The organism is Pseudomonas sp. D47 (genome assembly GCF_045447305.1).
Classification (GTDB): Bacteria; Pseudomonadota; Gammaproteobacteria; order Pseudomonadales; family Pseudomonadaceae; genus Aquipseudomonas.
Window position 1 is genome coordinate 1 of the sequence record NZ_JBJGXU010000032.1, and the last position, 23,063, is coordinate 23,063.

General features: G+C 59.7%; 19 protein-coding genes and 5 pseudogenes. 10 read left to right on the top strand and 14 right to left on the bottom strand.

Going from position 1 to position 23,063, the window contains the following annotated elements; all coding sequences use genetic code 11:
* Positions 1–241: 241 nt before the first annotated feature.
* Positions 242–517, bottom strand: a complete 276-nt coding sequence (locus ACI77I_RS19845) for a DUF6124 family protein (RefSeq protein ID WP_406998240.1) — start codon at positions 515–517, stop codon at positions 242–244.
* 443 nt (positions 518–960) lie between these two features.
* Positions 961–1,376: pseudogene (locus tag ACI77I_RS19850) on the bottom strand (NUDIX domain-containing protein).
* 137 nt (positions 1,377–1,513) lie between these two features.
* Between ACI77I_RS19850 and ACI77I_RS19855 the strand changes: the two are divergent.
* The 5 genes and pseudogenes from ACI77I_RS19855 to ACI77I_RS19875 form a co-directional block, all read left to right on the top strand.
* Positions 1,514–1,867 (top strand): annotated as a pseudogene (locus tag ACI77I_RS19855) (alpha-D-ribose 1-methylphosphonate 5-triphosphate diphosphatase); the annotation flags it as partial.
* Positions 1,867–2,439: a phosphonate metabolism protein/1,5-bisphosphokinase (PRPP-forming) PhnN gene (gene phnN / locus ACI77I_RS19860; RefSeq protein ID WP_263274771.1), complete on the top strand. Its 573-nt coding sequence runs from the start codon at positions 1,867–1,869 to the stop codon at positions 2,437–2,439. The pseudogene ACI77I_RS19855 and the gene phnN, both read left to right, overlap by 1 nt.
* A pseudogene (locus ACI77I_RS19865) lies at positions 2,430–2,555 on the top strand (phosphonate metabolism protein PhnP); the annotation flags it as partial. The gene phnN and the pseudogene ACI77I_RS19865, both read left to right, overlap by 10 nt.
* Positions 2,540–2,714, top strand: a pseudogene (locus ACI77I_RS19870) (phosphonate metabolism protein PhnP); the annotation flags it as partial. The pseudogenes ACI77I_RS19865 and ACI77I_RS19870, both read left to right, overlap by 16 nt.
* A gap of 468 nt (positions 2,715–3,182) precedes the next feature.
* A complete protein-coding gene (locus tag ACI77I_RS19875) occupies positions 3,183–4,688 on the top strand; it encodes a M10 family metallopeptidase C-terminal domain-containing protein (RefSeq protein ID WP_406998241.1) in 1,506 nt (501 codons plus the stop codon).
* Between the two features lie 17 nt (positions 4,689–4,705).
* Here the strand turns inward: ACI77I_RS19875 and ACI77I_RS19880 are convergent, their stop codons facing one another.
* Positions 4,706–5,419: an ArsR/SmtB family transcription factor gene (locus ACI77I_RS19880; protein WP_406998242.1), complete on the bottom strand. Its 714-nt coding sequence runs from the start codon at positions 5,417–5,419 to the stop codon at positions 4,706–4,708.
* A gap of 75 nt (positions 5,420–5,494) precedes the next feature.
* On the opposite strand from ACI77I_RS19880, the gene ACI77I_RS19885 reads away from it, so the two are divergent.
* From ACI77I_RS19885 to ACI77I_RS19895, 3 genes and pseudogenes are all read left to right on the top strand, one after another.
* A complete protein-coding gene (locus ACI77I_RS19885) occupies positions 5,495–6,604 on the top strand; it encodes a cytochrome P450 (protein ID WP_406998243.1) in 1,110 nt (369 codons plus the stop codon).
* A gap of 277 nt (positions 6,605–6,881) precedes the next feature.
* A complete protein-coding gene (locus ACI77I_RS19890) occupies positions 6,882–8,903 on the top strand; it encodes a M10 family metallopeptidase C-terminal domain-containing protein (RefSeq protein ID WP_242155166.1) in 2,022 nt (673 codons plus the stop codon).
* Between the two features lie 149 nt (positions 8,904–9,052).
* Positions 9,053–9,250, top strand: a pseudogene (locus tag ACI77I_RS19895) (type II toxin-antitoxin system HicB family antitoxin); the annotation flags it as partial.
* A 6-nt stretch (positions 9,251–9,256) separates the two neighbouring features.
* On the opposite strand, the gene ACI77I_RS19900 reads toward ACI77I_RS19895, so the two are convergent.
* Positions 9,257–10,453: an MFS transporter gene (locus tag ACI77I_RS19900; protein ID WP_094950739.1), complete on the bottom strand. Its 1,197-nt coding sequence runs from the start codon at positions 10,451–10,453 to the stop codon at positions 9,257–9,259.
* 178 nt (positions 10,454–10,631) lie between these two features.
* Between ACI77I_RS19900 and ACI77I_RS19905 the strand changes: the two genes are divergently transcribed.
* Complete coding sequence (locus tag ACI77I_RS19905; RefSeq protein WP_094950738.1) at positions 10,632–11,246, top strand: DUF5666 domain-containing protein; 615 nt, start codon at positions 10,632–10,634, stop codon at positions 11,244–11,246.
* A 113-nt stretch (positions 11,247–11,359) separates the two neighbouring features.
* Here the strand turns inward: ACI77I_RS19905 and ACI77I_RS19910 are convergent, their stop codons facing one another.
* The 8 genes from ACI77I_RS19910 to gcl all read right to left on the bottom strand — a co-directional run bounded on the left by ACI77I_RS19910 (position 11,360) and on the right by gcl (position 20,809).
* Complete coding sequence (locus ACI77I_RS19910; protein ID WP_406998244.1) at positions 11,360–12,364, bottom strand: sulfate ABC transporter substrate-binding protein; 1,005 nt, start codon at positions 12,362–12,364, stop codon at positions 11,360–11,362.
* Positions 12,365–12,469: 105 nt separating this feature from the next.
* Positions 12,470–13,294, bottom strand: a complete 825-nt coding sequence (locus ACI77I_RS19915; protein WP_406998245.1) for an ion transporter — start codon at positions 13,292–13,294, stop codon at positions 12,470–12,472.
* A 31-nt stretch (positions 13,295–13,325) separates the two neighbouring features.
* The gene (locus tag ACI77I_RS19920) at positions 13,326–14,198 is read right to left on the bottom strand and encodes an urea transporter (protein WP_242155172.1); all 873 of its coding nucleotides are present in this window, start codon (positions 14,196–14,198) and stop codon (positions 13,326–13,328) included.
* A 122-nt stretch (positions 14,199–14,320) separates the two neighbouring features.
* The gene (gene pyk / locus ACI77I_RS19925; protein WP_406998246.1) at positions 14,321–15,736 is read right to left on the bottom strand and encodes a pyruvate kinase; all 1,416 of its coding nucleotides are present in this window, start codon (positions 15,734–15,736) and stop codon (positions 14,321–14,323) included.
* Positions 15,726–17,006, bottom strand: coding sequence for a glycerate kinase (locus ACI77I_RS19930; RefSeq protein WP_406998247.1), 1,281 nt, complete (start codon positions 17,004–17,006; stop codon positions 15,726–15,728). Before ACI77I_RS19930 ends, pyk begins: the two co-directional genes overlap by 11 nt.
* 169 nt (positions 17,007–17,175) lie before the next feature.
* Positions 17,176–18,066, bottom strand: a complete 891-nt coding sequence (locus tag ACI77I_RS19935; protein WP_094950732.1) for a 2-hydroxy-3-oxopropionate reductase — start codon at positions 18,064–18,066, stop codon at positions 17,176–17,178.
* A 174-nt stretch (positions 18,067–18,240) separates the two neighbouring features.
* Positions 18,241–19,023 (bottom strand): hydroxypyruvate isomerase, encoded by a 783-nt coding sequence (gene hyi / locus ACI77I_RS19940; RefSeq protein WP_242155176.1) that lies wholly within the window; start codon positions 19,021–19,023, stop codon positions 18,241–18,243.
* Between the two features lie 10 nt (positions 19,024–19,033).
* Complete coding sequence (gcl, locus tag ACI77I_RS19945; RefSeq protein WP_094950730.1) at positions 19,034–20,809, bottom strand: glyoxylate carboligase; 1,776 nt, start codon at positions 20,807–20,809, stop codon at positions 19,034–19,036.
* A 256-nt stretch (positions 20,810–21,065) separates the two neighbouring features.
* On the opposite strand from gcl, the gene ACI77I_RS19950 reads away from it, so the two are divergent.
* On the top strand, positions 21,066–21,506 hold the full coding sequence (locus ACI77I_RS19950; protein WP_094950729.1) for a heme-binding protein: 441 nt from the start codon (positions 21,066–21,068) through the stop codon (positions 21,504–21,506).
* Positions 21,507–21,623: 117 nt separating this feature from the next.
* Here ACI77I_RS19950 and ACI77I_RS19955 read toward each other — a convergent pair whose 3' ends face one another.
* Together ACI77I_RS19955 and ACI77I_RS19960 are read right to left on the bottom strand one after the other, a co-directional pair.
* Positions 21,624–22,082 carry an REP-associated tyrosine transposase gene (locus tag ACI77I_RS19955; RefSeq protein WP_406998248.1) on the bottom strand — a complete coding sequence of 153 codons (459 nt, stop codon included), beginning with the start codon at positions 22,080–22,082 and terminating at the stop codon, positions 21,624–21,626.
* A 207-nt stretch (positions 22,083–22,289) separates the two neighbouring features.
* Positions 22,290–22,895, bottom strand: coding sequence for a TetR/AcrR family transcriptional regulator (locus tag ACI77I_RS19960; protein WP_083359383.1), 606 nt, complete (start codon positions 22,893–22,895; stop codon positions 22,290–22,292).
* Between the last annotated feature and the right edge of the window lie 168 nt (positions 22,896–23,063).

Sequence of the window (23,063 nt, forward strand, 5' to 3'; positions counted from 1 at the left end):
AGCGGAGTGTCAGCCTAAGATGCGGTGACTGACCTGCCGCCTTCGCGAGCAAGCCCGCTCCCACAGGGGATCTCTTCACGGCCCGGTTTTTTCGCAAGCGTTGACATGCATTCGCGCCAACAACAAAGCCCAAGTGTGGGAGCCGGGCTTGCCCGCGATGGCGGCCTATCAGCCAGACATTTATTGCCTGACCCACCGCCATCGCAGGCAAGCCAGCTCCCACAGGAGATCGCCTCAGCCATCAGGCCACGGGACACTCCCGATTCAGCGCTTGATCCACCAACAACTGCGCAATTTCAAGCATCTGCACCACCGCCAGCACTTGCTTGCGGCTTGAGCCATCCAAGTGCTCGGCGCAGTCGTAGGCGCACACAGTCGCGGACTCCAGCATCTCGCTGGCATTGCTCAAGGCAACTTCGGTGCTGAGGCCGGGGCGGACGGTGAAGATGAGGTCGGGTGGGGTTTGTGGGGTGTCATCCGAGGGGGATGGCGGAGGGTTAGGCGTGACTTTTTTCATGCGGTTACTCCTGGAGTTAAAGGAGTCGCCACGATCACTTCCACATGATTGGGTGGCGACTGTACGCAGGTGTGGAAGACCGGACTCCAGGACCCCGGCGCACCCGAAGGTGCCCCGCGCACAGCCGCCATAACACTTTATAGCGGGCATGAAAAAAGCGCCCGCTAGAGGCTATGGGCGCTTATACGCCTGGAGAGTTCGGGCTTCCACACCCGTTCGCTGAATTTGCAGCGACCCGCGAAGGTTAGCGGCGAGGTTGACCGGACGCAACCCGAAATCTGTGTAGGGCAGGTCCTAATGACAACACGGCATCAAAAAGGGTGAGCCGTACGCAGATTGGTCGACCGGGGAATGGGAAACCCGGCAGGGCTTGGCCCTCCTGCGTACGGCTCGGTTCACATAATGCAGAGCGGTTAAATGACTGGCCGTAGGGAAAGTCTTGTTCAGCTTTCGTCAGCACCAAGCCTCTCGATCAGCGTGGTTAGCGCGGCCTTGAAAATCGGATGCCATTCATGGGTGAGTTCGCTGCTCAAGGGATGCCAGAAGAATCGAAACTCATGGCCTCCATCATCTTCTGCAAAATGGAACCCTGTATCTGGAAGGTCTATCGAGACCTGGCATTGGTGAAAAGCCCAGGTTTGGCGGGTGAGCTCGCCATGCCAGGTTCCCAAGTCGCCTATAACTTTGCCGGTTATTCCAGCTTCTTCCTGCAATTCTCGAATAACGGCGGTGTTTGTTGTTTCGCCAGGCTTTACGCTGCCTTTGACCAGCTGGAAACCGGCCTGGGGTGTTCGAATGCCAGTATTTCCAAAGACTGTCTGGTTCGAAGGACTACGGGGCACGCTTTGACGATGATCATTGGGTTTTGTCTTCCACGTTTTTGCGCCCATCAGAAAATCACAGGGCCACTGAATACCTTAAGGCAAGCTCGCTCGCCACAGGGTTGAGTCAGGCAGCCTCCCAACCTTTCACAAAACCTTCATCAGCCCGCCCCCCGCCAGCCATGACGACGCGACGTTGGCCCATGTTGAAGAGTCGGCGCGCTACGGCATGACCATCGCCGAATTCCCCACTACGCTTGAAGCGGCGAAGGGCTGCCAGGCGCTGAACATGAAAGTCTTGATGGGCGCGCCGAACGTGGTGCGCGGTGGGGCGCACTCGGGTAATGTGGCCGCCGTCGGCCTGGCCCGCGCGGTCAAGATGATCAGCCTGGCGCCCGCACACGCGGCGGGCCTGACGGACCGTGGTGAAATTGCTATTGGCCTGCGCGCCGACCTCGTCCAAGCCAGGCGCCGCGAAGGGCTGCCCGTAGTGCAACACGTATGGCGACAAGCGAAGAGGGTGTTTTGATGGCAGGCAGGTTGATCTATCTCATCGGGCCATCGGGTTCGGGCAAGGACAGCCTGCTGGATGCCGCGCGCCCGCGTCTGGCCGAACGCGGTTGCCGCATTGTGCGCCGCGTGATCACCCGTTCGGCGGAGGCTGTGGGCGAGGCGGCCCAGGGCGTGAGCGCGCAGCAGTTTGCCGCGATGGACGCTGAGGGTGCGTTTGCCCTCAGCTGGCACGCCAATGGGTTGTCCTATGGCATTCCCGCGCAAATTGATGACTGGCTGGCGGCGGGGGACGACGTGTTGGTCAACGGCTCCCGTGCGCACCTGGCGCAGACCCGCGAGCGCTATCCCACGGTGCTGGTGTTGCTGCTGACGGTTGATCAAACCGTGTTGCGTCAGCGTTTGATCGCGCGCGGGCGTGAGTCCCTGGCGGAAATAGAGGAGCGCCTGGCGCGCAATGCGCGGTTCACCGCTGACCTGATCGCCGGCAACGGTTCGGGGTTGTTTGTGCTGGATAATTCCGGCCCGCTTGAACACACCGTCGAGCGTTTGCTGTGTTGCCTGGACCCTGGGCACTCGGCATGCGCCTGACCCTGCTCGGCACCGGCGGCGCGCGGCAAGTGCCGGTGTAGGGCTGTGAGTGCATCGCTTGCGCCATGGCGCGCAGCGATGAGCGCCTGCGCCGTCGGCCGTGCAGCGCAAGCCTGTGGAGGTACTGGTGCCAGACTGCTCCATGCCGCCGCAGCCGCAAGCACCGCGTAATCACAATGACCCATGTGGGGCATACGCTGGATAAGTGGTTGCTGGAACACCGTCGGGAACTGCACAAATCTGTGAGTGTAGGTTGGAATGGGCGGGTGATCTGAGTGCAATCCTACTTGGGCGGTTAATTAAAAGGCAGAAGATTGACCACAGCCTGTAGGCGTTGCTTTTATTCAGTGCCGGATAGGGATAGCGGGTCTGAGGTATTTTTTTCTGCGGTGTTTGAATAAGTTTCTTAATGTGCGCAACTCAATATTTGACGATATTGAGTTGGTTTTTCTGAGTGCGTTATGTCACGTCTTTATTGTGGTGTTTGGCGTGATGGCTGCGAAGCGACGCATAAACGTTATGCGCATTTCTTGCAGGTGTGTTTACTGGTTTGCATTGTGAAAAGAATGGCGCTGGCGAGGGCCTTTTCAATGTGGGACTTTTATCGAGCTGGCAACGGAATAGTCAGGTTCGGTAAACACTATAGGGATGGATAATTCTCAATACTCAGAGTATTCATTGCCATGATTCCTTCCGTAAGACCCCAGTCCAGTACACATGCCACTCTCTCGTCCGGAGGGCAGGTGCGTGAGTTTTATAATGGTTTTTCTTCCTTGAGCAGTAATAAGACGTCGTTTACCACCGACCAGGCGGCAAAACACATCACGCGCGCAAACTTCAAGTTTCATGATCGAAATGGCGACAATAAGATTGTGGTGGGTTTTAATTTTTCGGGCGCCTTTAGTGCTGCTCAAAAAGAGCGAGCCAGGCAGGCATTGCAGTCTTATGCAGATGTCGCCAATATTTCCTTTGTCGAAAACGCTAGCCATAGTGATGGTTTCATCACGATCAGGGGCGTGCCGGGTTCAATGTCGGGTGTCGCAACGTTACCCAATCAATACCAATCTCGAGTAACGGCTAATATCGGCACAGGCGGTGCTCAAGATAATCCGCAAATGGGCAGCCAATTTTTGTCCTTGTTGGTGCATGAGTTGGGGCACACCCTAGGGCTGGAACACCCCGGACGTTACGACGGCGGTGGCACTTACGAGCGCAATGCCGATTATGCACAGGACACCAAGGCCCGCAGCGTCATGAGCTATTGGTCGGAACGTAAACAACCGGGGCATGCCTTTAACGAAGTGGAACCCTGCGCCGCTATGATTGACGATATTGCAGCCATCCAACGCTTGTACGGGGCCAATACGCGGACCCGTAATACCGACACCGTTTATGGGTTCAACTCCAACACCGGTCGCGAGGTCTACAGCCTCAAGAGCGCCCGCGACAGGCCGGTGTTCAGTGTTTGGGATGGCGGTGGCAATGACACTCTGGATTTTTCGGGCTTTACCGGCAAACAAAACATCAGCCTCAAGGCCGAGACATTTTCGGACGTTGGGGGATTGCGCGGGAATGTGTCGATTGCCAAGGGCGTCACCGTGGAAAATGCCATTGGCGGTTCCGGCAGCGATACGTTAACGGGGAACGAGCAGAGCAACCGTTTAAAAGGCGGCGGCGGCGCAGACACGCTACACGGCGGTGGCGGGGCCGACACGTTCGTCTATGACCGCGTCAGTGATTCAACGCCGCAGAACCCGGACATCATCAAGGACTTCACCAGCGGTATCGACAAGATCGATGTCGCCGGCGTACTTCGTGAGGCGGGCCTCAAGTCGTTGAACTTCGCTGATCGGTTCAGCGGCCGTGCAGGCGACGCAGTGATCACCCATGACTCGACTACCGGGCGTTCGACGCTGGCCGTGGACACCAAGGGCAGCGGTACGGCTGATATGTTGATTACCAGTCATGGTCAAATTAAACCGTCGGATGTGACCTGGAGCGCTCAGGTGCCGACGGTCACGCCGACGGTGGACGTGATTCCCGCCCCGGTTCCTGAACCAACACCTGCTCCAACACCTGCTCCAATCCCAACCCCAACCCCAACCCCAACCCCAACCCCAGAGCCCACTCCAGAGCCTATTCCAGCCCCCACGCCCACTCCGAAGCCCCGGCTTAGCGGGCAGTTCGCCGAAAAGCTGTTTACGTTGTTAAGGACATTCATGGACAAGGCTTTTTCGATATTCAAGTAAGTGCAGAGCCCATTCGATCAAGCCTCGGTCAGCGCGGGGCAGGCCGGCGCTTCGAGACCAAACCGGCTCGCCAGCGCCTTGCGGCCCTTGGGCGTCAAACCGAGCGCCCGACTATCCAGGTCCTGGGTGACCCAATGGTGGCCAATAGCATTTTGTAGAAACGCTGCTCCCAACGCGCCGGCCAAATGCGGACGGCGCACGCTCCAGTCCAGGCACGCGCACGCAAAATGCCGTCGTTGCGTGCGCAGTGTTGCCACATCAATCCCCAGTTCTATCAGCGCTGTTTCACCGGGCGCGGTGAGCTGGTAAGTCCCCTCGCCAATCAGCCAGCCGGACGCGATGAAATGGTCATGCAGCTGCACCGCCAGCGTGCCGGCCATGTGGTCGTAGCAGGTGCGTGCGAACTGCAGGCGGGTGGGCGTGGTCGGGACGAAGGCCTTGCGGGTATTGCGGCTGATCACCATCAAACCCTCGATGGCCTGGGCCACATGGGGGCCGGCCAGGCGGTAGTAGCGATGGCGTCCCTGGGTGTGCAGCTTGAGCAGGCCATCGTCCTTGAGCCTGGCCAGGTGGGCGCTGGCGGTGGAGGCGCTCACCCCGGCAATCGCGGCCAGCTCGGTGCTGGTGCGCGCATGGCCATCCATCAGCGAGCAGAGCATTTTCGTGCGCGCAGGCTCGGCGATCGCCCCCGCCACTTGTGAAAGCGCCGTGTCATCGTCATGGGCGTTCATATTTCGTTCCTGAGCGAATCATTGCCGTGAGAGAGGGCAGATAGTAACGCTTCTTTTGCGAACAGGACGTACCGAATGACACCGCTGCAAGCCGCTACCCATGCTGACCCTTATGCGTATTACGCAGCCCTGAGACGCAACGATGAGCTGTTGTTCGATGCTGACCTTGGACTGTGGATCGCCAGTAGCGCCAAGGCCGTCGAAGCCGTGCTGAAGCATCCCGACTGTCGGGTACGCCCGTCACACGAGCCCGTGCCTGCGGCTATCGCAAACGGTGCGGCGGGGCAGGTCTTCGCCAGGTTGATGCGTATGAACGAGGGGGTGGCCCACCAATGCCCGAGGGCCGCGGTCGAGCCTGCGCTGGCCAGGTTGGATGCGCTGCACATTGCAGGAGTGGTGAGGCAACTCAGCGCTTGCATGCATAGCCTGGATGATTGGATGTTTACCTTGCCCGTCTCGGTAGTCGCGTATCTGCTGGGTGTGCCCGGCGAACGGTTAAGCACGGTCGCCGGTTTGACACGGGATTTTGTCGCCTGCCTCTCGCCGCTGAGCCGCGAAGCTCAATTGCGTAATGCCGATGCCGCCGCTGCAGATTTGGGGCAGATGTTCAGTGGTGTACTTGAGCAGACAGGGTTGCTTAAGCCGCTTCTCGAAGGCGATTGGGGTAACCCCGACGCACTGACTCCCAACTTGATTGGGTTACTGTCCCAAACGTGCGAAGCGAGTGCCGGCCTGATTGGCAATACGCTGGTGACACTTGTTCGGCGGCCCGACCTGCTTGAGCACATCCAGCGAGTGCCGGCCTTGGTGACAGCGCTGGTGGAAGAGGTGGCCCGCTATGATTCGCCGGTACAGAACACCCGGCGATTTGTGGCCGGCCGCTGCTCGATTGGCAAGCGTAGCTTAGGCAAGGGCGACACCGTTCTGGTGTTGCTGGCTGCTGCGAATCGGGACCCCGAAGCGAACCCCGATCCGGACAGTTTTCTGCTTCAGCGACCCCATCGGCGGTTGTTCAGTTTTGGCGTTGGCAGGCATCAATGCCCAGGCCAAAAGCTCGCGTTGGCCATCGCATCACAAGCGCTGCGGGAATTGCTGCGTCAGCCGAGTGTATGGGCCAATGCTTGCCAGTACGGTTACTGGCCGTCGCTGAATGGGCGTATCCCGCGGTTTCAAAGTGGGGTGTAAACCCATAACCCGTTCATAAAAAACTGTGGCTTAACGGTCGTGCGGGAACGCAATGTTTAAGTGGCTGTGTAATTGTAGAATTTTATGTGCGTTGTTGCCTTGGTTAATCAATAACTGCGGTCGTATGGTGGGGTTCAGGTGTTTTAATGTTTGAACATGAAATACTATCGGGTTGGCGTTAGATAGTTATCTGTGGGAGTTTGTGGTCGCCGTTAACTGGGGTTGCTGCCATTGCGACCCTTGTTGGCTGATTATAAAGTTTTCCAAAGGGTGTTTTATGAGAGTCGCTAATTCGCTTGTTAATCAATCTGTACGCAGCAATGAACTTCCTACGTTAAATGCTCCTGCTGTCTCACGCGTTACGTCTGTTTCCGGTGGCGTCACTCAAAAAGCCTCTTACAGTACAGACGATGCGGCCAAGCAGATCCTGCGAGGCGGCTATCGGCATTACGACCGCAATGGCGACGGCAAAATTGAGCTTTCTTTTACGTTGGGTGAGCAGTTTTCAACGCAACAAAAAGTGTCTATTCGCCAAGCACTGCAGGCCTGGCAGGATGTGGCCAATATTGTATTCAAAGAAGGCTCAACCGACAGCGACGGTTCAATAACGATCAACGCCGACCCTAATACCAGTGGCGGGAGGGCGCAGTTACCTAATGGGTATTACGGTGACGTGGCGGCCACTATCGGAACGCAGGGGGCTGCCGAATCCCCTAATAATGGCGATTATTTTTTATTAGCCGCCATTCATGAAGTGGGGCATGCGCTGGGCCTTGGTCATCCAGGCGATTATGGTAAAACCGTGCTCAGCTATGCCGATGCCGTCTACAAGCAAGACACCAGAGCCCACAACGTCATGAGTTATTGGGACGCGAACAATCAACCGGAGCATGACTTCAAGCACCTGCAACCCTCAGTGCCACTGAAAGATGATATAGCGGCCATACAGAAACTCTACGGTGCCAACCCCGACACTCGCAATACCGACACCGTTTACGGTTTCAACTCCACGACTGGCCGTGACCACTTGAGTCTTAAGTCGGCGAACGACACGGCTATATTTTCTGTCTGGGACGGCGGTGGCAATGACACGCTGGATTTTTCCGGTTTTTCCCAGGATCAGATCATCAATCTGCACGCTGAGTCGTATTCCAGTGTTGGCGGCTTGAAGGGCAATGTTTCCATTGCCAAGGGCGTTGTCCTGGAAAACGCTATCGGCGGTTCAGGCGACGACGATATCTATGGCAACGACGTTGGCAACAGGCTCCGTGGTGGGGGCGGTGCAGACAGGTTGATAGGTGGCGGTGGCGCGGATGTTTTTGTTTACGACAGGGCAAGCGACTCTACGCTCAGCAGGCCAGACGAAATTCTGGATTTCACCAGCGGGACGGACAAAATTGATCTTTGCGGTCTATTGAAAAACGCCCCGACCAAGCACTTCAATGTGGTTAAGCAGTTTACCGGGCGCCCCGGCGAGATCGTCCTGAGCCACGATCCGCGCAGCGGGAACGCCAGCTTGAGCCTTGACCTGACGGGCCAGGGCAAGGCGGATTTCTTTATCAAGAGTGTCGGGCGCATTCAGGCCAGTGACATTGTCACGGGCGGGGAGCCCGCGCCTGGGGCTACCACGCTTAAACCAACCCCCAAGCCTGGCCTCAACCCCGACGATACTGTCTATGGGTTCAACGCCAACACCGGCGATAGCTCCACCAGCCTCCACGCCGGCAGCGGTGCACCGAGCTTTCTGGTAGAGGATACCGGCGGCAATGACACCCTGGACTTTTCCGGCTTCAAGCAAGACCAGCGCATCGACTTGCGCCATAACGCCTCCTCCAGCGTGGGCGGCTTGCGCAACAACGTTGCAATAGCCAAAGGCGTCATGGTGGAGAATGCGGTCGGCGGCTCAGGCAGAGACCGAATCGTAGGCAACGCCGTGAGCAACGTCATCACTGGTGGTGGCGGCGGTGATGAACTCTGGGGCGTGGGCGGTAAAAACACGTTCAAATATGACAAGGTCACTGACTCAAGCGGTTACGATCCTGATCGCATCATGGATTTCGCCAGTGGCGAAGACACGATTGACCTGACGGCACTGGCCGCAGAGTTGGGAACCCCTTTGCGCCTCGTCGACGCCTACACGGGGCGTATTGGCGATACCGTCGTCAAACACGACCGACACAGCGGCCGTTCCATTGTGGGAATAGACCTGTTGGGGCGGCGTCAGTCGGACTTCCTGATTAAAAGCGCGCGTTTGATCAGGCCGCAGGATGTGCTCGGTCTGACTTCTCGTCAGCGCTGAAAAGCGACACGGCAAAGCGCTGACAGCGCTTAGGCGTTGATCAGCGCCTGCACATACTCGACCCACGACGACGTCGCCCTGGAATAAATTCAGCGGGTTTCCAATATTCCGTCATACAGCCGTCAATCCGACCTGGGCATTATCACGCCCACGAAGATTACGCGGGGATGGGCTGGGGCATGTTGGAGTTGGACATCTCGCCTTATCTGGGCAAGACCGAGAAGGTCAATGTGACCTTGCCCGGTTATGTCATTCAGCGCATCGACCGTGACGTGCGTGAACACAAGGTCAAAAGCCGCTCGTCATTTCTGGCAGGTGCGGCTTTGGAGAAGTTGGTGCGCTCCTAAGCGCAATCAGGCTGTCGCGACCGACACCTGGCGCGACGCACTCAGGAACCGCAACAACGCCAGCAGCGGGAACGCACTGCCCACTAGCATCACGCCCAGCCAGCCGCCGTGTTCATACACGCTGCTGGCAATCGCCGAACCGAAGGCGCCGCCGATGAAGATGCTGGTCATGTACAGCGCGTTCAGGCGGCTGCGGCTGTTAGCGTCGAGGGCGTAGACGGCGCGTTGGCCCAGGACCATGTTCATCTGCACGCAGAAGTCCAGGACCACGCCGGTCACCGCCAGGCCAATCACGCTGTACAGCGGGTGTACGAAGGCCGGCAGGAAGCTCAAGGCGCCAAACAACATGGCCAGCAGCGAGGCGCGATGCGTGTGGCCGGCATCGGCCAGGCGGCCGGCGATGGGCGCGGCGATGGCGCCGATGGCACCCACCAGGGCGAAGATCGCGATCTGGGTTTGGCTCAGGCCATGGTTACGTACCAACTCCAGCGGGGCGGCGGTCCAGAACAGGCTGAAGGTGGCAAACATGCAGCCTTGGTAGAACGCGCGTTGGCGCAGCACCGGTTGCTCGCGCAGCAGGGTGCCGAGGGAGCGCAGCAACTGGCCGTAGCTGGCGCTGTGGTCGGGCTGGCGCTTGGGGATGGTCATCAACAGCACCACGCTGATAAACGCCATCAACGCGGCGGCGGCCATGAACATCGTGCGCCAGCCGAAGTGATCGGCCACCACACTGGACACCGGCCGTGCCAGCAAAATACCCAGCAACAGTCCGCCCATGATGCTGCCGACCACACGGCCACGGGATTCGGCAGGCGCTAGGTGCGCGGCCAGCGGGATCAGAATTTGCACCGAGACGGAACTGAATCCGATCAGCAACGACACAAGAAGGAACAAATTCGGCTGCTCGGTGAACGCAGCACCCAGTAGGCTGGCGATGGCCAGCACCGTTGTGGCGATCATCAGCTTGCGGTTTTCCAACAGATCGCCCAGCGGCACCAGGAAGAACAGGCCCAGGGCATAGCCGATTTGCGTGAGGGACACGATCAGGCTGGCCATCGCGGGAGTCAGGCCGATGTCTGGCGCGATCAACTCGATGATCGGTTGGGCGTAGTAGATGTTGGCAACAATGGCGCCGCAACAGAACGCAAACAGCATCACCATCCCGCGGGTCATGGTGCTCGTAGCGTGTGGGGTAGCGTTCATGGTGTTCTCGTAAAAGCGAAGGAAGATGGCGTGCGAGAATAAAGACAAGACCTGGCAGCGAGTAGGCCGTTGACGGTGATAACACTCATGCCCGGAATTAATGACTGAAACGTTAACTTTCGGGTCGAAGGGCAATGATACATTCAGTCACAACTGCCGAAACAGGAAATCCACTTTCATGAAAATCACGCTGAACAAGATGATCCTGGCTTCAACCCTCGCCGCGGCCATGGCCATTGGGCTGGCGAACGCCGCCGATGCCCCGCGCGTTGGTGTACGTGGCGCCATCACGGCGATGGACGGCGATGCGATGCACGTCAAGGTCAACAGCGGTGAGGACGTCATCGTGCACCTGACCAAAGACACCCAAGTGCGTGCCGTGACCCTGGCCAAGATCGATGAAATCAAGCCCGGCAGCTACATTGGCTCCGCCGCCATGCCCAACGCCGATGGCACCCTCACGGCCCTGGAAGTCCACGTGTTTCCACCGGCCATGGCCGGCACGGGCGACGGGCACCGCGCGTTTGACTTGAAAGAAGGCAGCAGCATGACCAACGGCACCGTCGGCGACTTGGTGGTCAGCAACGGGCGCACCTTGACCGTGAAATACAAAGGCGGCGAACAGAAGATTGTGGTGCCCGATGATGTGCCGATCGTCAACCTGGAGCCAGGGGATCGCAGCTTGCTCAAACCGGGGGTGAAGGTGGTGATGTTTGCGGCGCAGGGCGCGGATGGGACCATCACCGCACAGGCCATCTCAGCCGGCAAAGACGGCGTGACACCGCCGATGTAACTGACCCAATGATGAGCAAAATGTGGGAGCTGGCTTGCCTGCGATAGCATCACCTAGGTATGCCTGACACACCAAGGTGCCTGCATCGCAGGCAAGCCAGCTCCCACATTCAGTTATTGGCCGCTGTAGATCTGGTCAAAAACCCCACCATCATTGAAGTGGGTTTTCTGCACGGTGCGCCAGTCGCCAAAGGTCTTCTCGACCGACAGGAAGTCGACTTTCGGGAAGCGGTCGGTGTACTTGGCCAGCACCTTTGGGTCACGTGGGCGCAGGTAGTTGTTGGCGGCGATTTCCTGGCCTTGCGGCGACCACAGGTATTTCAGGTAGTCTTCGGCGGCGACGCGGGTGCCTTTCTTCTCGACCACTTTGTCGACCACCGATACCGGCGGCTCAGCTTCGGCGGAGACGCTTGGGTAGATCACTTCGAACTGATCACGGCCGAATTCACGCGCGATCATTTCCGCTTCGTTTTCAAAGGTCACCAGCACGTCGCCAATCTGGTTGGTCATGAACGTGGTGGTGGCTGCACGGCCGCCGGTATCCAGCACAGGCGCCTGCTTGAACAGCTTGCCGACAAAGGCCTTGGCCTTGTCTTCATCGCCGCCGTTCTTCAGCACATAACCCCAGGCCGACAGGTAGGTGTAGCGGCCGTTACCCGAAGTTTTCGGGTTCGGCACGATCACCTGCACACCCTCTTTGAGCAGGTCTGGCCAGTCTTTCAGGGCTTTGGGGTTGCCTTTGCGCACGATAAACACGGTGGCGGAGGTGAACGGCGCGCTGTTGTTCGGCAGCCGGGTCACCCAGTTGTCCGGCACCAGTTTGCCGTTGTCGACCAGGGCGTTGATGTCGGTGGCCATGTTCATGGTGATCACGTCAGCCGGCAGGCCGTCGATCACCGAGCGCGCTTGTTTGCTGGAACCGCCGAAGGACATCTGCAAGGTCAGCTTGTCGTTCGGATGCTCGGCTTCCCAGTGCTTCTGGAAGGCAGCGTTGTAATCCTTGTAGAAGTCGCGCATCACGTCATAGGAGACGTTGAGCAGTGTGACGGGGGCAGCCTGGACGGCGCCCGCCAGGGCAAGGCCGGCGGCCAGAAGAGAGGCGCTAACGAGTTTTTTCACTGCTCATTCCTTGTTGTTCGAGAAGCTTGTCGATTGAGTGGGGGCAATTTGCCACCGACTATAGCCGCGCCCGCATAGACGTTTAAAGATTAAAACGAACTTTGCTTATTCCACTTTACGAAACAGATTGCTGCCACAGCGCGAGCAAAACGCCGCGTTGGGTTCATGGCTGTCTTTTTTGCACACCGGGCAGTCGTGTTGCAACTGCTCCCCGCGCATGGCGCTGGCCAATTCGGCGGTAAAAATCCCGGTGGGCACGGCGATGATCGAGTAACCGGTGATCATCACCAGCGACGAGATCACCTGGCCTAATGGCGTCTTCGGCACGATGTCGCCAAAGCCCACGGTGGTCAGGGTCACAATCGCCCAATAGATGCCCTTGGGAATGCTGGTAAACCCATGTTCCGGGCCTTCGATCACGTACATCAAGGTGCCGAACACCGTGACCAGGGTGCACACGCTCACCAGGAACACCACGATCTTTTGTTTGCTGCCGCGCAGCGCCGCCATCAGGTAGTTGGCCTGCTTGAGGTACGGGCTGAGCTTGAGCACGCGGAAGATCCGCAGCATCCGAATGATGCGGATGATCAGCAGGTACTGCGCGTCGCTGTAATACAGCGCGAGAATGCCGGGCACGATGGCGAGCAAATCCACCAGCCCATAAAAACTGAAGGCGTAGCGCAACGGCTTGGGCGAGCAATACAGGCGCAAGCCGTACTCGATGGCGAAGATCACCGTGAAGCCCCACTCGATATAGGCCAGCAGATTCGAGTAGTTCTGGTGAACCTGGTCGATGCTGTCGAGCATCACGATCACAATGCTGGCGAGGATGATCAGCAACAAAATGCCGTCAAAGCGGCGCCCGGCCGCTGTATCGCTTTGGAAAACCATGACGTAGAGGCGCTGACGCCAGTCGTTGTTACTGTCCATAAAACCCGCCTAAATCGAATATCGGGCAAGCCTAGGGGGATTCGAACGGGCTGTCCACGCGGGCTTTGAACAATCGCTGGCTGGCGCGTACCAGCCAGCAGGCGAGGATAAACGGCGCGGTCAGCGCCGGCAGTTGCAGGGCGCTGAACCCCGGCGTGAGCGTGATTGCCAGGCCGATGCCGAGCAGCGGCAACCAAGGCTGGCGGCGCGTCTGGCTCAACGCCAGCGCGGCCAATGCTGGGTTATAGCTGTGCAGGCCGAGAAGGGCGCTGCTGGTTTCGCCCATCAGCAGGGCGATCAGCACGCCACTGGCGGCACCGATCAGCGCCCACAGCGCGGCACGACGGTCGGCCAGCAACAGCCCAAACGCAATCAGGGCGCCGGCCAGTGGCTGGTCCAGCAGCATGATTTGTGCGAGCCCGGTGAAGGGCGCAGTGAGCACGCCGAGGGTGTCGGGTTCGCTCAAGGTGAAGGTGCCTGCAGGCACTGTGCCCAGCAGCAACCAGGCGAGGCCGACAAAAGGCGCGGTATAGGCGGGCAAGTCATCCGCTTGCGTGGCATGTTTTAACCATTGGCGCGTGAGCATCGCACTCAAGCCGCCGCACGCCAGGATCAGCGGCGGCAATAAGGCCGACCACGCGAAGTGCTGGCTGATCAACAAGCCCAGCAGCACGCCGTTGTAGCTATAAAGGCCGGCCTGGCGCTCAGCCTTGGGGTAACCCCGGCGCTGGGCCGTGAGTAAACCCGCCACACCACCCAGCAGCGCCCCGCCGAACAAGGCCGGGGCGCCGATCAGGATGGCCAGCAGGCACAGCAGGCCACACAGTGGCTGGCGTTGCAGGAAGATCTGGCTGAAGCCGTTGAGCAAGGCTTCGGCCCAGTCGGGGCAGGGTGGGTTGTGCATTGTGGTTTAGTCAGTGAGACCGAGTTGCCCCCAATCGCAGGCAAGCCAGCTCCCACTTTTGAATGTATTGGCACATCAAAATGTGGGGGCCGGGCTTGCCCGCGATGAGGCCCCAACAGGCGCTAAATCAATGTCTCGATGCGCAGCGAATTGGTCGACCCCGGCTTGCCAAACGGCACCCCGGCGGTAATCACCAACGTATCCCCGCGCTGCGCCATCCCTTGGGCCTGGGCAATCTCCAACGCGGTGGAACACACCTCATCCACTTGGCGCAGCCGATCATTCACAACCGAATGCACGCCCCACGCCACGCTCAAGCGCCGCGCCGTGGACAGGTTCGGCGTGAGGTTGAGGATCGGCGCCACCGGCCGTTCCCGCGCGGCGCGCAGGCTGGAGCTGCCGGACTCGCTGTAGTTCACCAGCACCGCCACCGGCAGGATGCTGCTGATGCGCCGGATCGCGCAGCTGATTGCATCCGACACCGTGGCATCGGCCTTGGGCCGGCTGACGTCCAGCTGTGTCTGGTAATCCGGGCCGTTTTCCACTTGGCGGATGATCTTGCTCATCATCTGCACGGCTTCCAGTGGGTATTCGCCCGAGGCGGTTTCCGCCGACAGCATCACCGCGTCCGCGCCTTCGGCCACCGCATTGGCGACATCGGTGACTTCAGCACGGGTCGGCGCCGGCGAGAAGCGCATGGACTCAAGCATCTGCGTGGCCACCACCACTGGCTTGCCCAACTGGCGGCAGGTGCTGATGATGTCTTTCTGGATCTGCGGCACGCTTTCGGCGGGCACTTCAACGCCCAGGTCGCCTCTTGCCACCATGATTGCGTCACTCAGCTCGGCGATTTCCTGCAAACGTTGCACGGCCGATGGCTTTTCGATCTTGGCCATCAGGAACGCCTTGTCGCCGATCAACTCGCGGGCCTCGCGGATATCTTCCGGGCGCTGCACAAACGACAGCGCCACCCAGTCCACGCCCAGTTCCAGGCCGAAGCTCAGGTCGCGGCGGTCCTTGGCGGTCAGCGGGCTGAGTTCCAGCAAGGCTTGCGGGACATTCACGCCTTTGCGGTCAGACAGTTCGCCGCCATTCAGTACGGTGGTGTCGATGGCGTTGGCATGTTTGGTGATCACCCGCAGGCGCAACTTGCCGTCGTCCAACAACAGGTCCATGCCCGGCTCCAGCGCCGCGATGATTTCCGGGTGGGGCAGGTTGACCCGGCATTGGTCGCCCAGTGTCGGGTCCAAGTCCAGGCGCAGGGCCTGGCCGCGCACCAGTTGCACTTTGCCCTCGGCAAATCGCCCGACCCGCAGCTTCGGTCCTTGCAGGTCCATGAGGATGCCCAGCGGATAATTCAGCTGGCGCTCCACCTGGCGAATCCACTGGTAGCGCTGGGCGTGATCGGCGTGATCACCGTGGCTGAAATTCAGGCGGAAAATATTCACCCCGGCTTCCACCAACTCGCGAATATCGTCAATGCTGTCGGTCGCCGGGCCGAGGGTGGCGAGGATTTTGACCTTCTTGTCAGGCGTCATGTTGGGCAGTCTCAAGAATCAGGATGGCGCGGAAATCGTTGACGTTGGTGCGGGTCGGCTCGGTGACGATCAAACCGTCGAGGGCAGCGAAATAACCGTAGCCATTGTTGTTATCAAGCTCATCGCTGGCCGATAGGCCCAAGGCTTCGGCGCGGGCGTAGCTGGTTGGGGTCATGATCGCGCCGGCGTTGTCTTCCGAGCCGTCGATGCCGTCGGTGTCACCGGCCAGGGCGTAGACGCCGGGCAGGCCCTTGAGGCTGTCGGTGAGGCTCAGCAGGAATTCGGCATTGCGCCCGCCACGGCCATCGCCGCGCACGGTGACGGTGGTTTCACCGCCGGAGAGGATCACGCACGGCGCCGCCAATGGCTGGCCGTGTTGCACGATCTGGCGGGCGATACCGGCATGAACCTTGGCCACGTCCCGTGCTTCGCCTTCGAGGTCGCCGAGGATCAACGGGCTGAACCCGGCTTGGCGCACTTTCACCGCCACCGCTTCGAGGGATTGTTGTGGGCGGGCGATCAATTGGAAATGGCTGCGCGCGAGCAGCGGGTCGCCGGGTTTGACGGTTTCCGACGCCGGGTTCTGCAACCAGCTGCGCACCGAGGCGGGCGCATCGATGCCGTAGCGCTTGAGAATCGCCAGGGCTTGTTGCGAGGTGCTTGGGTCACCGACGGTGGGGCCGGACGCGATGACGGTGGCCTGGTCGCCCGGCACATCGGAGATCGCGTAGGTGTACACCGTCGCCGGCCAGGCTGCCTTGGCCAGTCGCCCGCCCTTGATCGCCGAGAGGTGCTTGCGCACGCAACTCATCTCGCCGATGGTCGCGCCGGATTTGAGCAGGGCTTTGTTGATGGCCTGTTTGTCGGCCAGGGTGATGCCTTCGGCGGGCAGCGCCAGCAAGGCAGAGCCGCCACCGGAGAGCAGGAAAATCACGCGGTCGTCTTCGGTCAGGTTGCTGATCAGTGCCAGCACGCGCTTGGCCACCGCCAAGCCCGCCGCATCGGGGACCGGGTGCGCAGCTTCGACCACTTCGATTTTTTTGCACGGAGCGCCGTGGCCGTAGCGGGTGACCACCAGGCCCGAGACGTCGCCCTGCCAGCAGTTCTCGACAACGAGGGCCATGGCCGCCGCGGCTTTGCCGGCGCCGATCACAATCACCCGGCCGCTGCGGTCGGCGGGCAGGTAAGGTTCAAGGACTTGCCGGGGGTGGGCGGCGTCGATGGCTGTGGCAAACAGCTCGCGAAGCAGGTGTTGCGGATCGACCGACATAAGCGGGCTCCCGGGGGATTTTTGTTTTTAGGTTTGAAACGTGGAACTGGGACAAAAATGTGGGCGCTGGCTTGCCTGCGATAGCGGTCTGTCAGACAACTGATCTGTCACTGAAAAACCGCCATCGCAGGCAAGCCAGCTCCCACACAGGTGTGCATTTCAAATTGAATTACTTATCGCGAATCGAAAAATTCGCCATATGCTCCAACCCCTTGATCAGCGCCGAGTGGTCCCAGTTGCCACCGCCAATCGCTGTGCAGGTGCTGAACACCTGCTGGGTGCCGGCGGTGTTCGGCAGGTTGATCCCCAGTTCCTTGGCCCCGGCCAGCGCCAGGTTCAAATCCTTCTGGTGCAGGTTGATACGGAAGCCCGGATCAAAGGTGCCCTTGATCATGCGTTCGCCATGCACTTCGAGGATCTTCGACGAAGCAAAACCACCCATCAGCGCTTCACGCACCTTGGCCGGGTCGGCGCCGTTTTTCGAGGCGAACAGCAGCGCTTCGGCCACCGCCTGAATATTCAACGCGACGATAATCTGGTTGGCCACCTTGGCGGTCTGGCCATCGCCATTGCCGCCGACCAGGGTGATGTTCTTGCCCATGCTCTGGAACAGCGCCAGGGCGCGTTCGAAGGTGTGCGGCTCGCCCCCGACCATGATGCTCAAGGTGCCGGCCTTGGCGCCGACTTCACCACCGGACACCGGGGCGTCGAGGTACTGCGCGCCGGTCTTATTGATCTTGGCGGCAAAGGCTTTGGTGGCGGTGGGCGAGATTGAACTCATGTCGATCACCACCTTGTTCGGCGACAAACCGGCCGCAACGCCATCGGCGCGGAACAGCACGTCATCGACCTGCGGGGTGTCCGGCACCATCACGATGATGAACTCGGCTTCCTGGGCCACTTGCTGCGGGTTGGCCAGGGCCACGGCGCCGGCGTCGATCAGCTCGGCCGGGGCTTTGCCGTGGTGCTCGGACAGGAACAGTTGGTGGCCGGCCTTTTGCAGGTTGGCGGCCATGGGTTGGCCCATGATGCCGGTGCCGATAAATCCGATTTTAGCCATGATCAAAATCCTCTTTTTATTAGATGGGCAGGCCTGTCTCGGGTCTGCCAAACACCGAAGATCTGCTGTGGGAGCTGGCTTGCCTGCGATAGCGCTCGATCCGTTACAGATTGATCGCCTGATACACCGCCATCGCAGGCAAGCCAGCTCCCACATTGTTCTGTGGTGTGTCTGTTAGATCGCGTTGTGGGTTTTGAGCCAGCCCAAACCCGCTTCAGTGGTGGTCAACGGCTTGTACTCACAACCAACCCAACCCGCGTAACCAATGCGGTCCAAATGCTCGAACAGGAAGCGGTAGTTGATCTCCCCGGTTCCGGGCTCGTTACGCCCCGGGTTGTCGGCCAGTTGGATGTGGTTGATCTCACCCAGGTGCGCAGCCAGGGTCCGGGCGAGGTCGCCTTCCATGATTTGCATGTGATAGATGTCGTATTGCAGGAACAGGTTGGCGCTGCCCACTTGCTCGCGAATCGCCAGGGCCTGGGCGGTGTTGTTGAGGTAAAAGCCGGGGATGTCACGGGTGTTGATCATCTCCATCACCAGCTTGATGCCCGCGGCTTGCAGCTTGTCGGCGGCGTACTTGAGGTTGGCGACAAAGGTTTTTTCCACGGTTTCGTCGTCAACGCCTTGCGGCCGGATTCCCGCCAGGCAATTGATCTGGGTATTGCCCAGCACCTGGGCGTAGGCGATGGCCAGCTTTACCCCAGCACGGAATTCCTCGACTCGGTCCGGGTGGCACGCCAGGCCGCGTTCGCCCTTGGCCCAGTCGCCGGCCGGCAGGTTGAACAGCACTTGGGTCAGGCCGTTGGCGTCCAGTTGCGCCTTGATTTGGGCGGAGCTGAATTCGTACGGGAACAGGTACTCGACACCCTGGAAGCCGGCATCGGCAGCCGCTTTGAAACGGGCGAGAAAGTCCTGTTCGGTAAACAGCATCGACAGGTTGGCGGCAAAACGCGGCATAAGGTTCTCCTTAATCGAGCAGGGAAATGGCAGTCGGCGCATCGTTGCCGACCAGGGCCAAATCTTCGAATTCGTTGACGGCGTTGATCTCGGTGCCCATGGAAATATTGGTCACGCGCTCCAGAATAATCTCAACAATCACTGGCACCTTGAACTCTTCGATCATTTCCTTGGCCTTGCGCAACGCCGGCGCAATCTGGTCCGGTTCGAATACGCGCAGGGCCTTGCAACCCAGGCCTTCGGCGACGGCGACGTGGTCGACGCCATAACCGTTGAGTTCCGGGGCGTTGAGATTGTCGAAAGACAGCTGCACGCAGTAGTCCATTTCAAACCCGCGCTGGGCCTGGCGGATCAAACCCAGGTAGGAGTTGTTCACCACCACGTGGATATACGGCAGCTTGAATTGCGCGCCCACGGCCAATTCTTCGATCATGAACTGGAAGTCATAGTCGCCCGAAAGCGCCACGACTTTGCGGCTTGGGTCAGCCTTGACCACCCCGAGCGCCGCCGGAATGGTCCATCCCAACGGGCCGGCTTGGCCGCAGTTGATCCAGTGGCGTGGCTTGTAGACGTGTAGGAACTGCGCGCCGGCAATCTGCGACAGGCCGATGGTGCTGACGTAGCAGGTGTCTTTGCCGAACACCTGGTTCATCTCTTCGTACACGCGTTGCGGCTTGACCGGCACGTTGTCGAAGTGGGTCTTGCGGTGCAAGGTGGCCTTGCGTTGCTGGCAGTCATGCAGCCAGGCGCTGCGGTCCTTGAGCTTGCCTGCGGCTTTCCACTCGCGGGCCACTTCAATGAACATCGTCAGCGCAGACCCTGCGTCGGAAACGATGCCCAGGTCCGGGGTGAACACGCGGCCAATCTGCGTGGGCTCAATGTCGACGTGAATGAATTTGCGCCCCTCGGTGTACACCTCCACCGAACCGGTGTGGCGGTTGGCCCAACGGTTGCCGATGCCCAGCACCACGTCCGATTTGAGCATCGTCGCGTTGCCATAACGGTGCGAGGTTTGCAGGCCGACCATGCCCACCATCTGCGGGTGATCGTCCGGGATCGTGCCCCAGCCCATCAGGGTCGGGATCACCGGGATGCCGGTCAATTCGGCGAACTCCACCAGCAGCTCGCTGGCGTCGGCGTTGATCACGCCGCCGCCGCTCACCAGCAAGGGGCGTTCGGCTTGGTCCAGCAGCGCCAGGGCTTTCTCGACCTGGATGCGCGTGGCCAATGGCTTGGCCAGCGGCAGCGGTTGGTAGGCGTCGATGTCGAATTCGATCTCGGCCATCTGCACGTCGAACGGCAGGTCGATCAGCACCGGGCCAGGACGGCCGGAGCGCATTTCATAGAAGGCTTTCTGGAAGGCATACGGCACTTGGCCAGGCTCCAGCACAGTGGTCGCCCACTTGGTCACCGGCTTGACGATGCTGGTGATGTCGACGGCTTGGAAGTCCTCTTTGTGCATCCGTGCACGCGGGGCTTGGCCGGTGATGCACAGAATCGGGATCGAGTCGGCCGAGGCGCTGTACAGGCCGGTGACCATGTCAGTGCCCGCCGGGCCCGAGGTGCCAATGCACACGCCGATATTGCCGGCCTTGGTGCGGGTGTAGCCCTCGGCCATGTGCGAGGCGCCTTCAACGTGGCGAGCAAGGACGTGATCGATGCCACCGACCTTCTGCAAGGCCGAATACAGCGGGTTGATGGCGGCGCCTGGGATACCGAAGGCGGTGTCCACACCTTCACGGCGCATCACCAGGACGGCGGCTTCGATTGCTCTCATTTTGCTCATGGTTTTGGTGCCTCTTGCGTTTTGTAATTGTATACAAGTTGTGTCTGGTCAAAGTGTATTCACGGCGAGCGGCGCAGGTCAATGCATTTTATAAATGCGCCTTTACGTTCGTCGGAAGCGCTTTTTTCGACGTATGGAGCGTTTGTGCGAAAATATTGTATACAAAAACAAATGTCATTGTGTTCTATTTGTTCGATTGGGCATCTGATCAAACAGACCTCCACCGCTTTCTCAATAACAAAAGAAGGACGGCACCATGAGCGCTTTAACCTTGAAACTCGCCACCCAACTGGCCAGCCAGGCCCTTCACGCAGGCCGAACCATTTCAGCCGCACCGCTGACCATTGCAGTGCTCGACAGCGGCGGGCACTTGGTCACCCTGCAACGCGAAGACGGCGCCAGCCTGCTACGCCCGCAAATCGCCATCGGCAAGGCCTGGGGCGCGATTGCCCTGGGCAAGGGCTCACGTTTGCTGGCACTGGACGCCCAGCAGCGCCCGGCGTTTATCGCGGCGTTGAACAGCCTGGGGCAGGGCAGCGTGGTGCCGGCGCCGGGCGGGGTATTGATTCGGGATCAGGCGGGTGCGGTGCTGGGGGCGATTGGGATCAGTGGGGATACGTCGGATATTGATGAACAGTGTGCGATTACGGCGATTGAGGGGGTGGGGTTGTTGGCGGATGCAGGGGTTTCTGCCTAGCCTTCGGTGACAGGTAGATTGCTATCGCGGGCAAGCCCGCTCCCACATTGGTCGGTGTGCACACCACTAACCCTGTGGGAGCGGGCTTGCCCGCGATGGCGGCGACTCGGTCTACAGTCAAAGCCAGGTCGCATCCCATAAGGGGTAGTCGCCAAACTTCTTCACCAGGCCTGCTCTCAATGGGTTGGCCACAATGTAGCGAGCTATGCCCTCCAGGCTTTCCTCACGGCGCACGGCATGATCGTGAAAGCCAGGTTGCCAAAGACGGCCTTGGCGACCGGCAACACCATTAATGATTCGAGTACTTTTGGATTTTACTTGGCGCATCAGGTCGCAAAGGGAGCCTTTCTCCAGAGAGATAAGCCAGTGGAAATGGTCAGGCATGACCACCCATGCCAAGGATGTCGCCAGGCCTTGGTTCTGGGCGATTCGAAATTGTTGTACCACCAGTCGGCCTAGCTTGAAGTCCTGGAAAATGGGCTCGCGATCAAGGGTGTTGCTGGTCAGCAAGTAGATACGGTTGGATTCGTTGTAACGACCGATGCGCAGTCGTTTTGATGCGGGGAGATCAGGCATTCCATGGCCTCTCTTCAGATGGTGTTCTGAGAGGCTAGGTGTGGAAAGCTGGGGTTGATTAGCAGGCTTTTGGCAGGATGTGTCTGGGAGGGCGCTATCGCGGGCAAGCCCGCTCCCACATTGGTTTTGCGGTGTTCATACATAGTGTGTCTGGCATAGATTCCAATGTGGGAGCTGGCTTGCCTGCGATGGCCACACCACGGTCTATCAGTCCGGCTCACACCCCTTCAACACCAACCGAATAATCGTCTGCGCCGCTGCTTCATAATCCGCCTCATCCAGCTTGGCTTTCCCGGTTACCGCCGATATCTGCCAATCAAAATCGGCATACGTCTGCGTCGCCGCCCAGATGCTGAACATCAGGTGATTGGGGTCAATGGCCGCGATCAGGCCACGGTCCACCCAGCTCTGGATGCAGTCGATGTTGTGCTTGGCCTGGGCGTTCAGCTGCTCGACCTGCTGGCTGCTCAGGTGCGGCGCGCCGTGCATGATTTCGCTGGCGAATACTTTGGAGGCAAACGGCAGGTCGCGGGAGATGCGGATTTTCGAGCGGATGTAATTGCTCAGCACCACCGCCGGCTCACCGTCGGGATTGAACGGCGTGGACGCCGCCAGGATCGGCTCGATAATACTCTCGAGCACCTCGCGATAGAGGTTGTCCTTGGACTTGAAGTAGTAGTAAACGTTGGGCTTGGGCAGCCCGGCCTTGGCGGCGATGTCGCTGGTTTTGGTCGCGGCGAAGCCCTTGTCGGCAAACTCCTCGCTCGCCGCCCGCAGGATCATTTCTTTATTGCGCTCGCGGATGGTGCTCATAGACCAGCAGTTTCCTTGCCAAGACAGGCGGTTGCGCATGGTAGCACCGGCTTGACGCAGCGCTCAAGAATGCAGGCGCAGCCTTGCACGCCGGGCGTTGCAGCTGACTTTTTCTGTGTGGATGCTGAACGTATTCATGGTAGTACCGGCACCGGCTGGGCGCGCTGC

What these genes read in the sequence shown, in the direction of transcription:
- ACI77I_RS19845 (WP_406998240.1), bottom strand. Translation starts at nt 517, where the DNA reads ATGAAAAAAGTCACGCCTAACCCTCCGCCATCCCCCTCGGATGACACC.
- phnN (WP_263274771.1), top strand. Translation starts at nt 1,867, where the DNA reads ATGGCAGGCAGGTTGATCTATCTCATCGGGCCATCGGGTTCGGGCAAG.
- ACI77I_RS19880 (WP_406998242.1), bottom strand. Translation starts at nt 5,419, where the DNA reads ATGAACGCCCATGACGATGACACGGCGCTTTCACAAGTGGCGGGGGCG.
- ACI77I_RS19885 (WP_406998243.1), top strand. Translation starts at nt 5,495, where the DNA reads ATGACACCGCTGCAAGCCGCTACCCATGCTGACCCTTATGCGTATTAC.
- ACI77I_RS19890 (WP_242155166.1), top strand. Translation starts at nt 6,882, where the DNA reads ATGAGAGTCGCTAATTCGCTTGTTAATCAATCTGTACGCAGCAATGAA.
- ACI77I_RS19900 (WP_094950739.1), bottom strand. Translation starts at nt 10,453, where the DNA reads ATGAACGCTACCCCACACGCTACGAGCACCATGACCCGCGGGATGGTG.
- ACI77I_RS19905 (WP_094950738.1), top strand. Translation starts at nt 10,632, where the DNA reads ATGAAAATCACGCTGAACAAGATGATCCTGGCTTCAACCCTCGCCGCG.
- ACI77I_RS19915 (WP_406998245.1), bottom strand. Translation starts at nt 13,294, where the DNA reads ATGGACAGTAACAACGACTGGCGTCAGCGCCTCTACGTCATGGTTTTC.
- ACI77I_RS19920 (WP_242155172.1), bottom strand. Translation starts at nt 14,198, where the DNA reads ATGCACAACCCACCCTGCCCCGACTGGGCCGAAGCCTTGCTCAACGGC.
- pyk (WP_406998246.1), bottom strand. Translation starts at nt 15,736, where the DNA reads ATGACGCCTGACAAGAAGGTCAAAATCCTCGCCACCCTCGGCCCGGCG.
- ACI77I_RS19930 (WP_406998247.1), bottom strand. Translation starts at nt 17,006, where the DNA reads ATGTCGGTCGATCCGCAACACCTGCTTCGCGAGCTGTTTGCCACAGCC.
- ACI77I_RS19935 (WP_094950732.1), bottom strand. Translation starts at nt 18,066, where the DNA reads ATGGCTAAAATCGGATTTATCGGCACCGGCATCATGGGCCAACCCATG.
- hyi (WP_242155176.1), bottom strand. Translation starts at nt 19,023, where the DNA reads ATGCCGCGTTTTGCCGCCAACCTGTCGATGCTGTTTACCGAACAGGAC.
- gcl (WP_094950730.1), bottom strand. Translation starts at nt 20,809, where the DNA reads ATGAGCAAAATGAGAGCAATCGAAGCCGCCGTCCTGGTGATGCGCCGT.
- ACI77I_RS19950 (WP_094950729.1), top strand. Translation starts at nt 21,066, where the DNA reads ATGAGCGCTTTAACCTTGAAACTCGCCACCCAACTGGCCAGCCAGGCC.
- ACI77I_RS19955 (WP_406998248.1), bottom strand. Translation starts at nt 22,082, where the DNA reads ATGCCTGATCTCCCCGCATCAAAACGACTGCGCATCGGTCGTTACAAC.
- ACI77I_RS19960 (WP_083359383.1), bottom strand. Translation starts at nt 22,895, where the DNA reads ATGAGCACCATCCGCGAGCGCAATAAAGAAATGATCCTGCGGGCGGCG.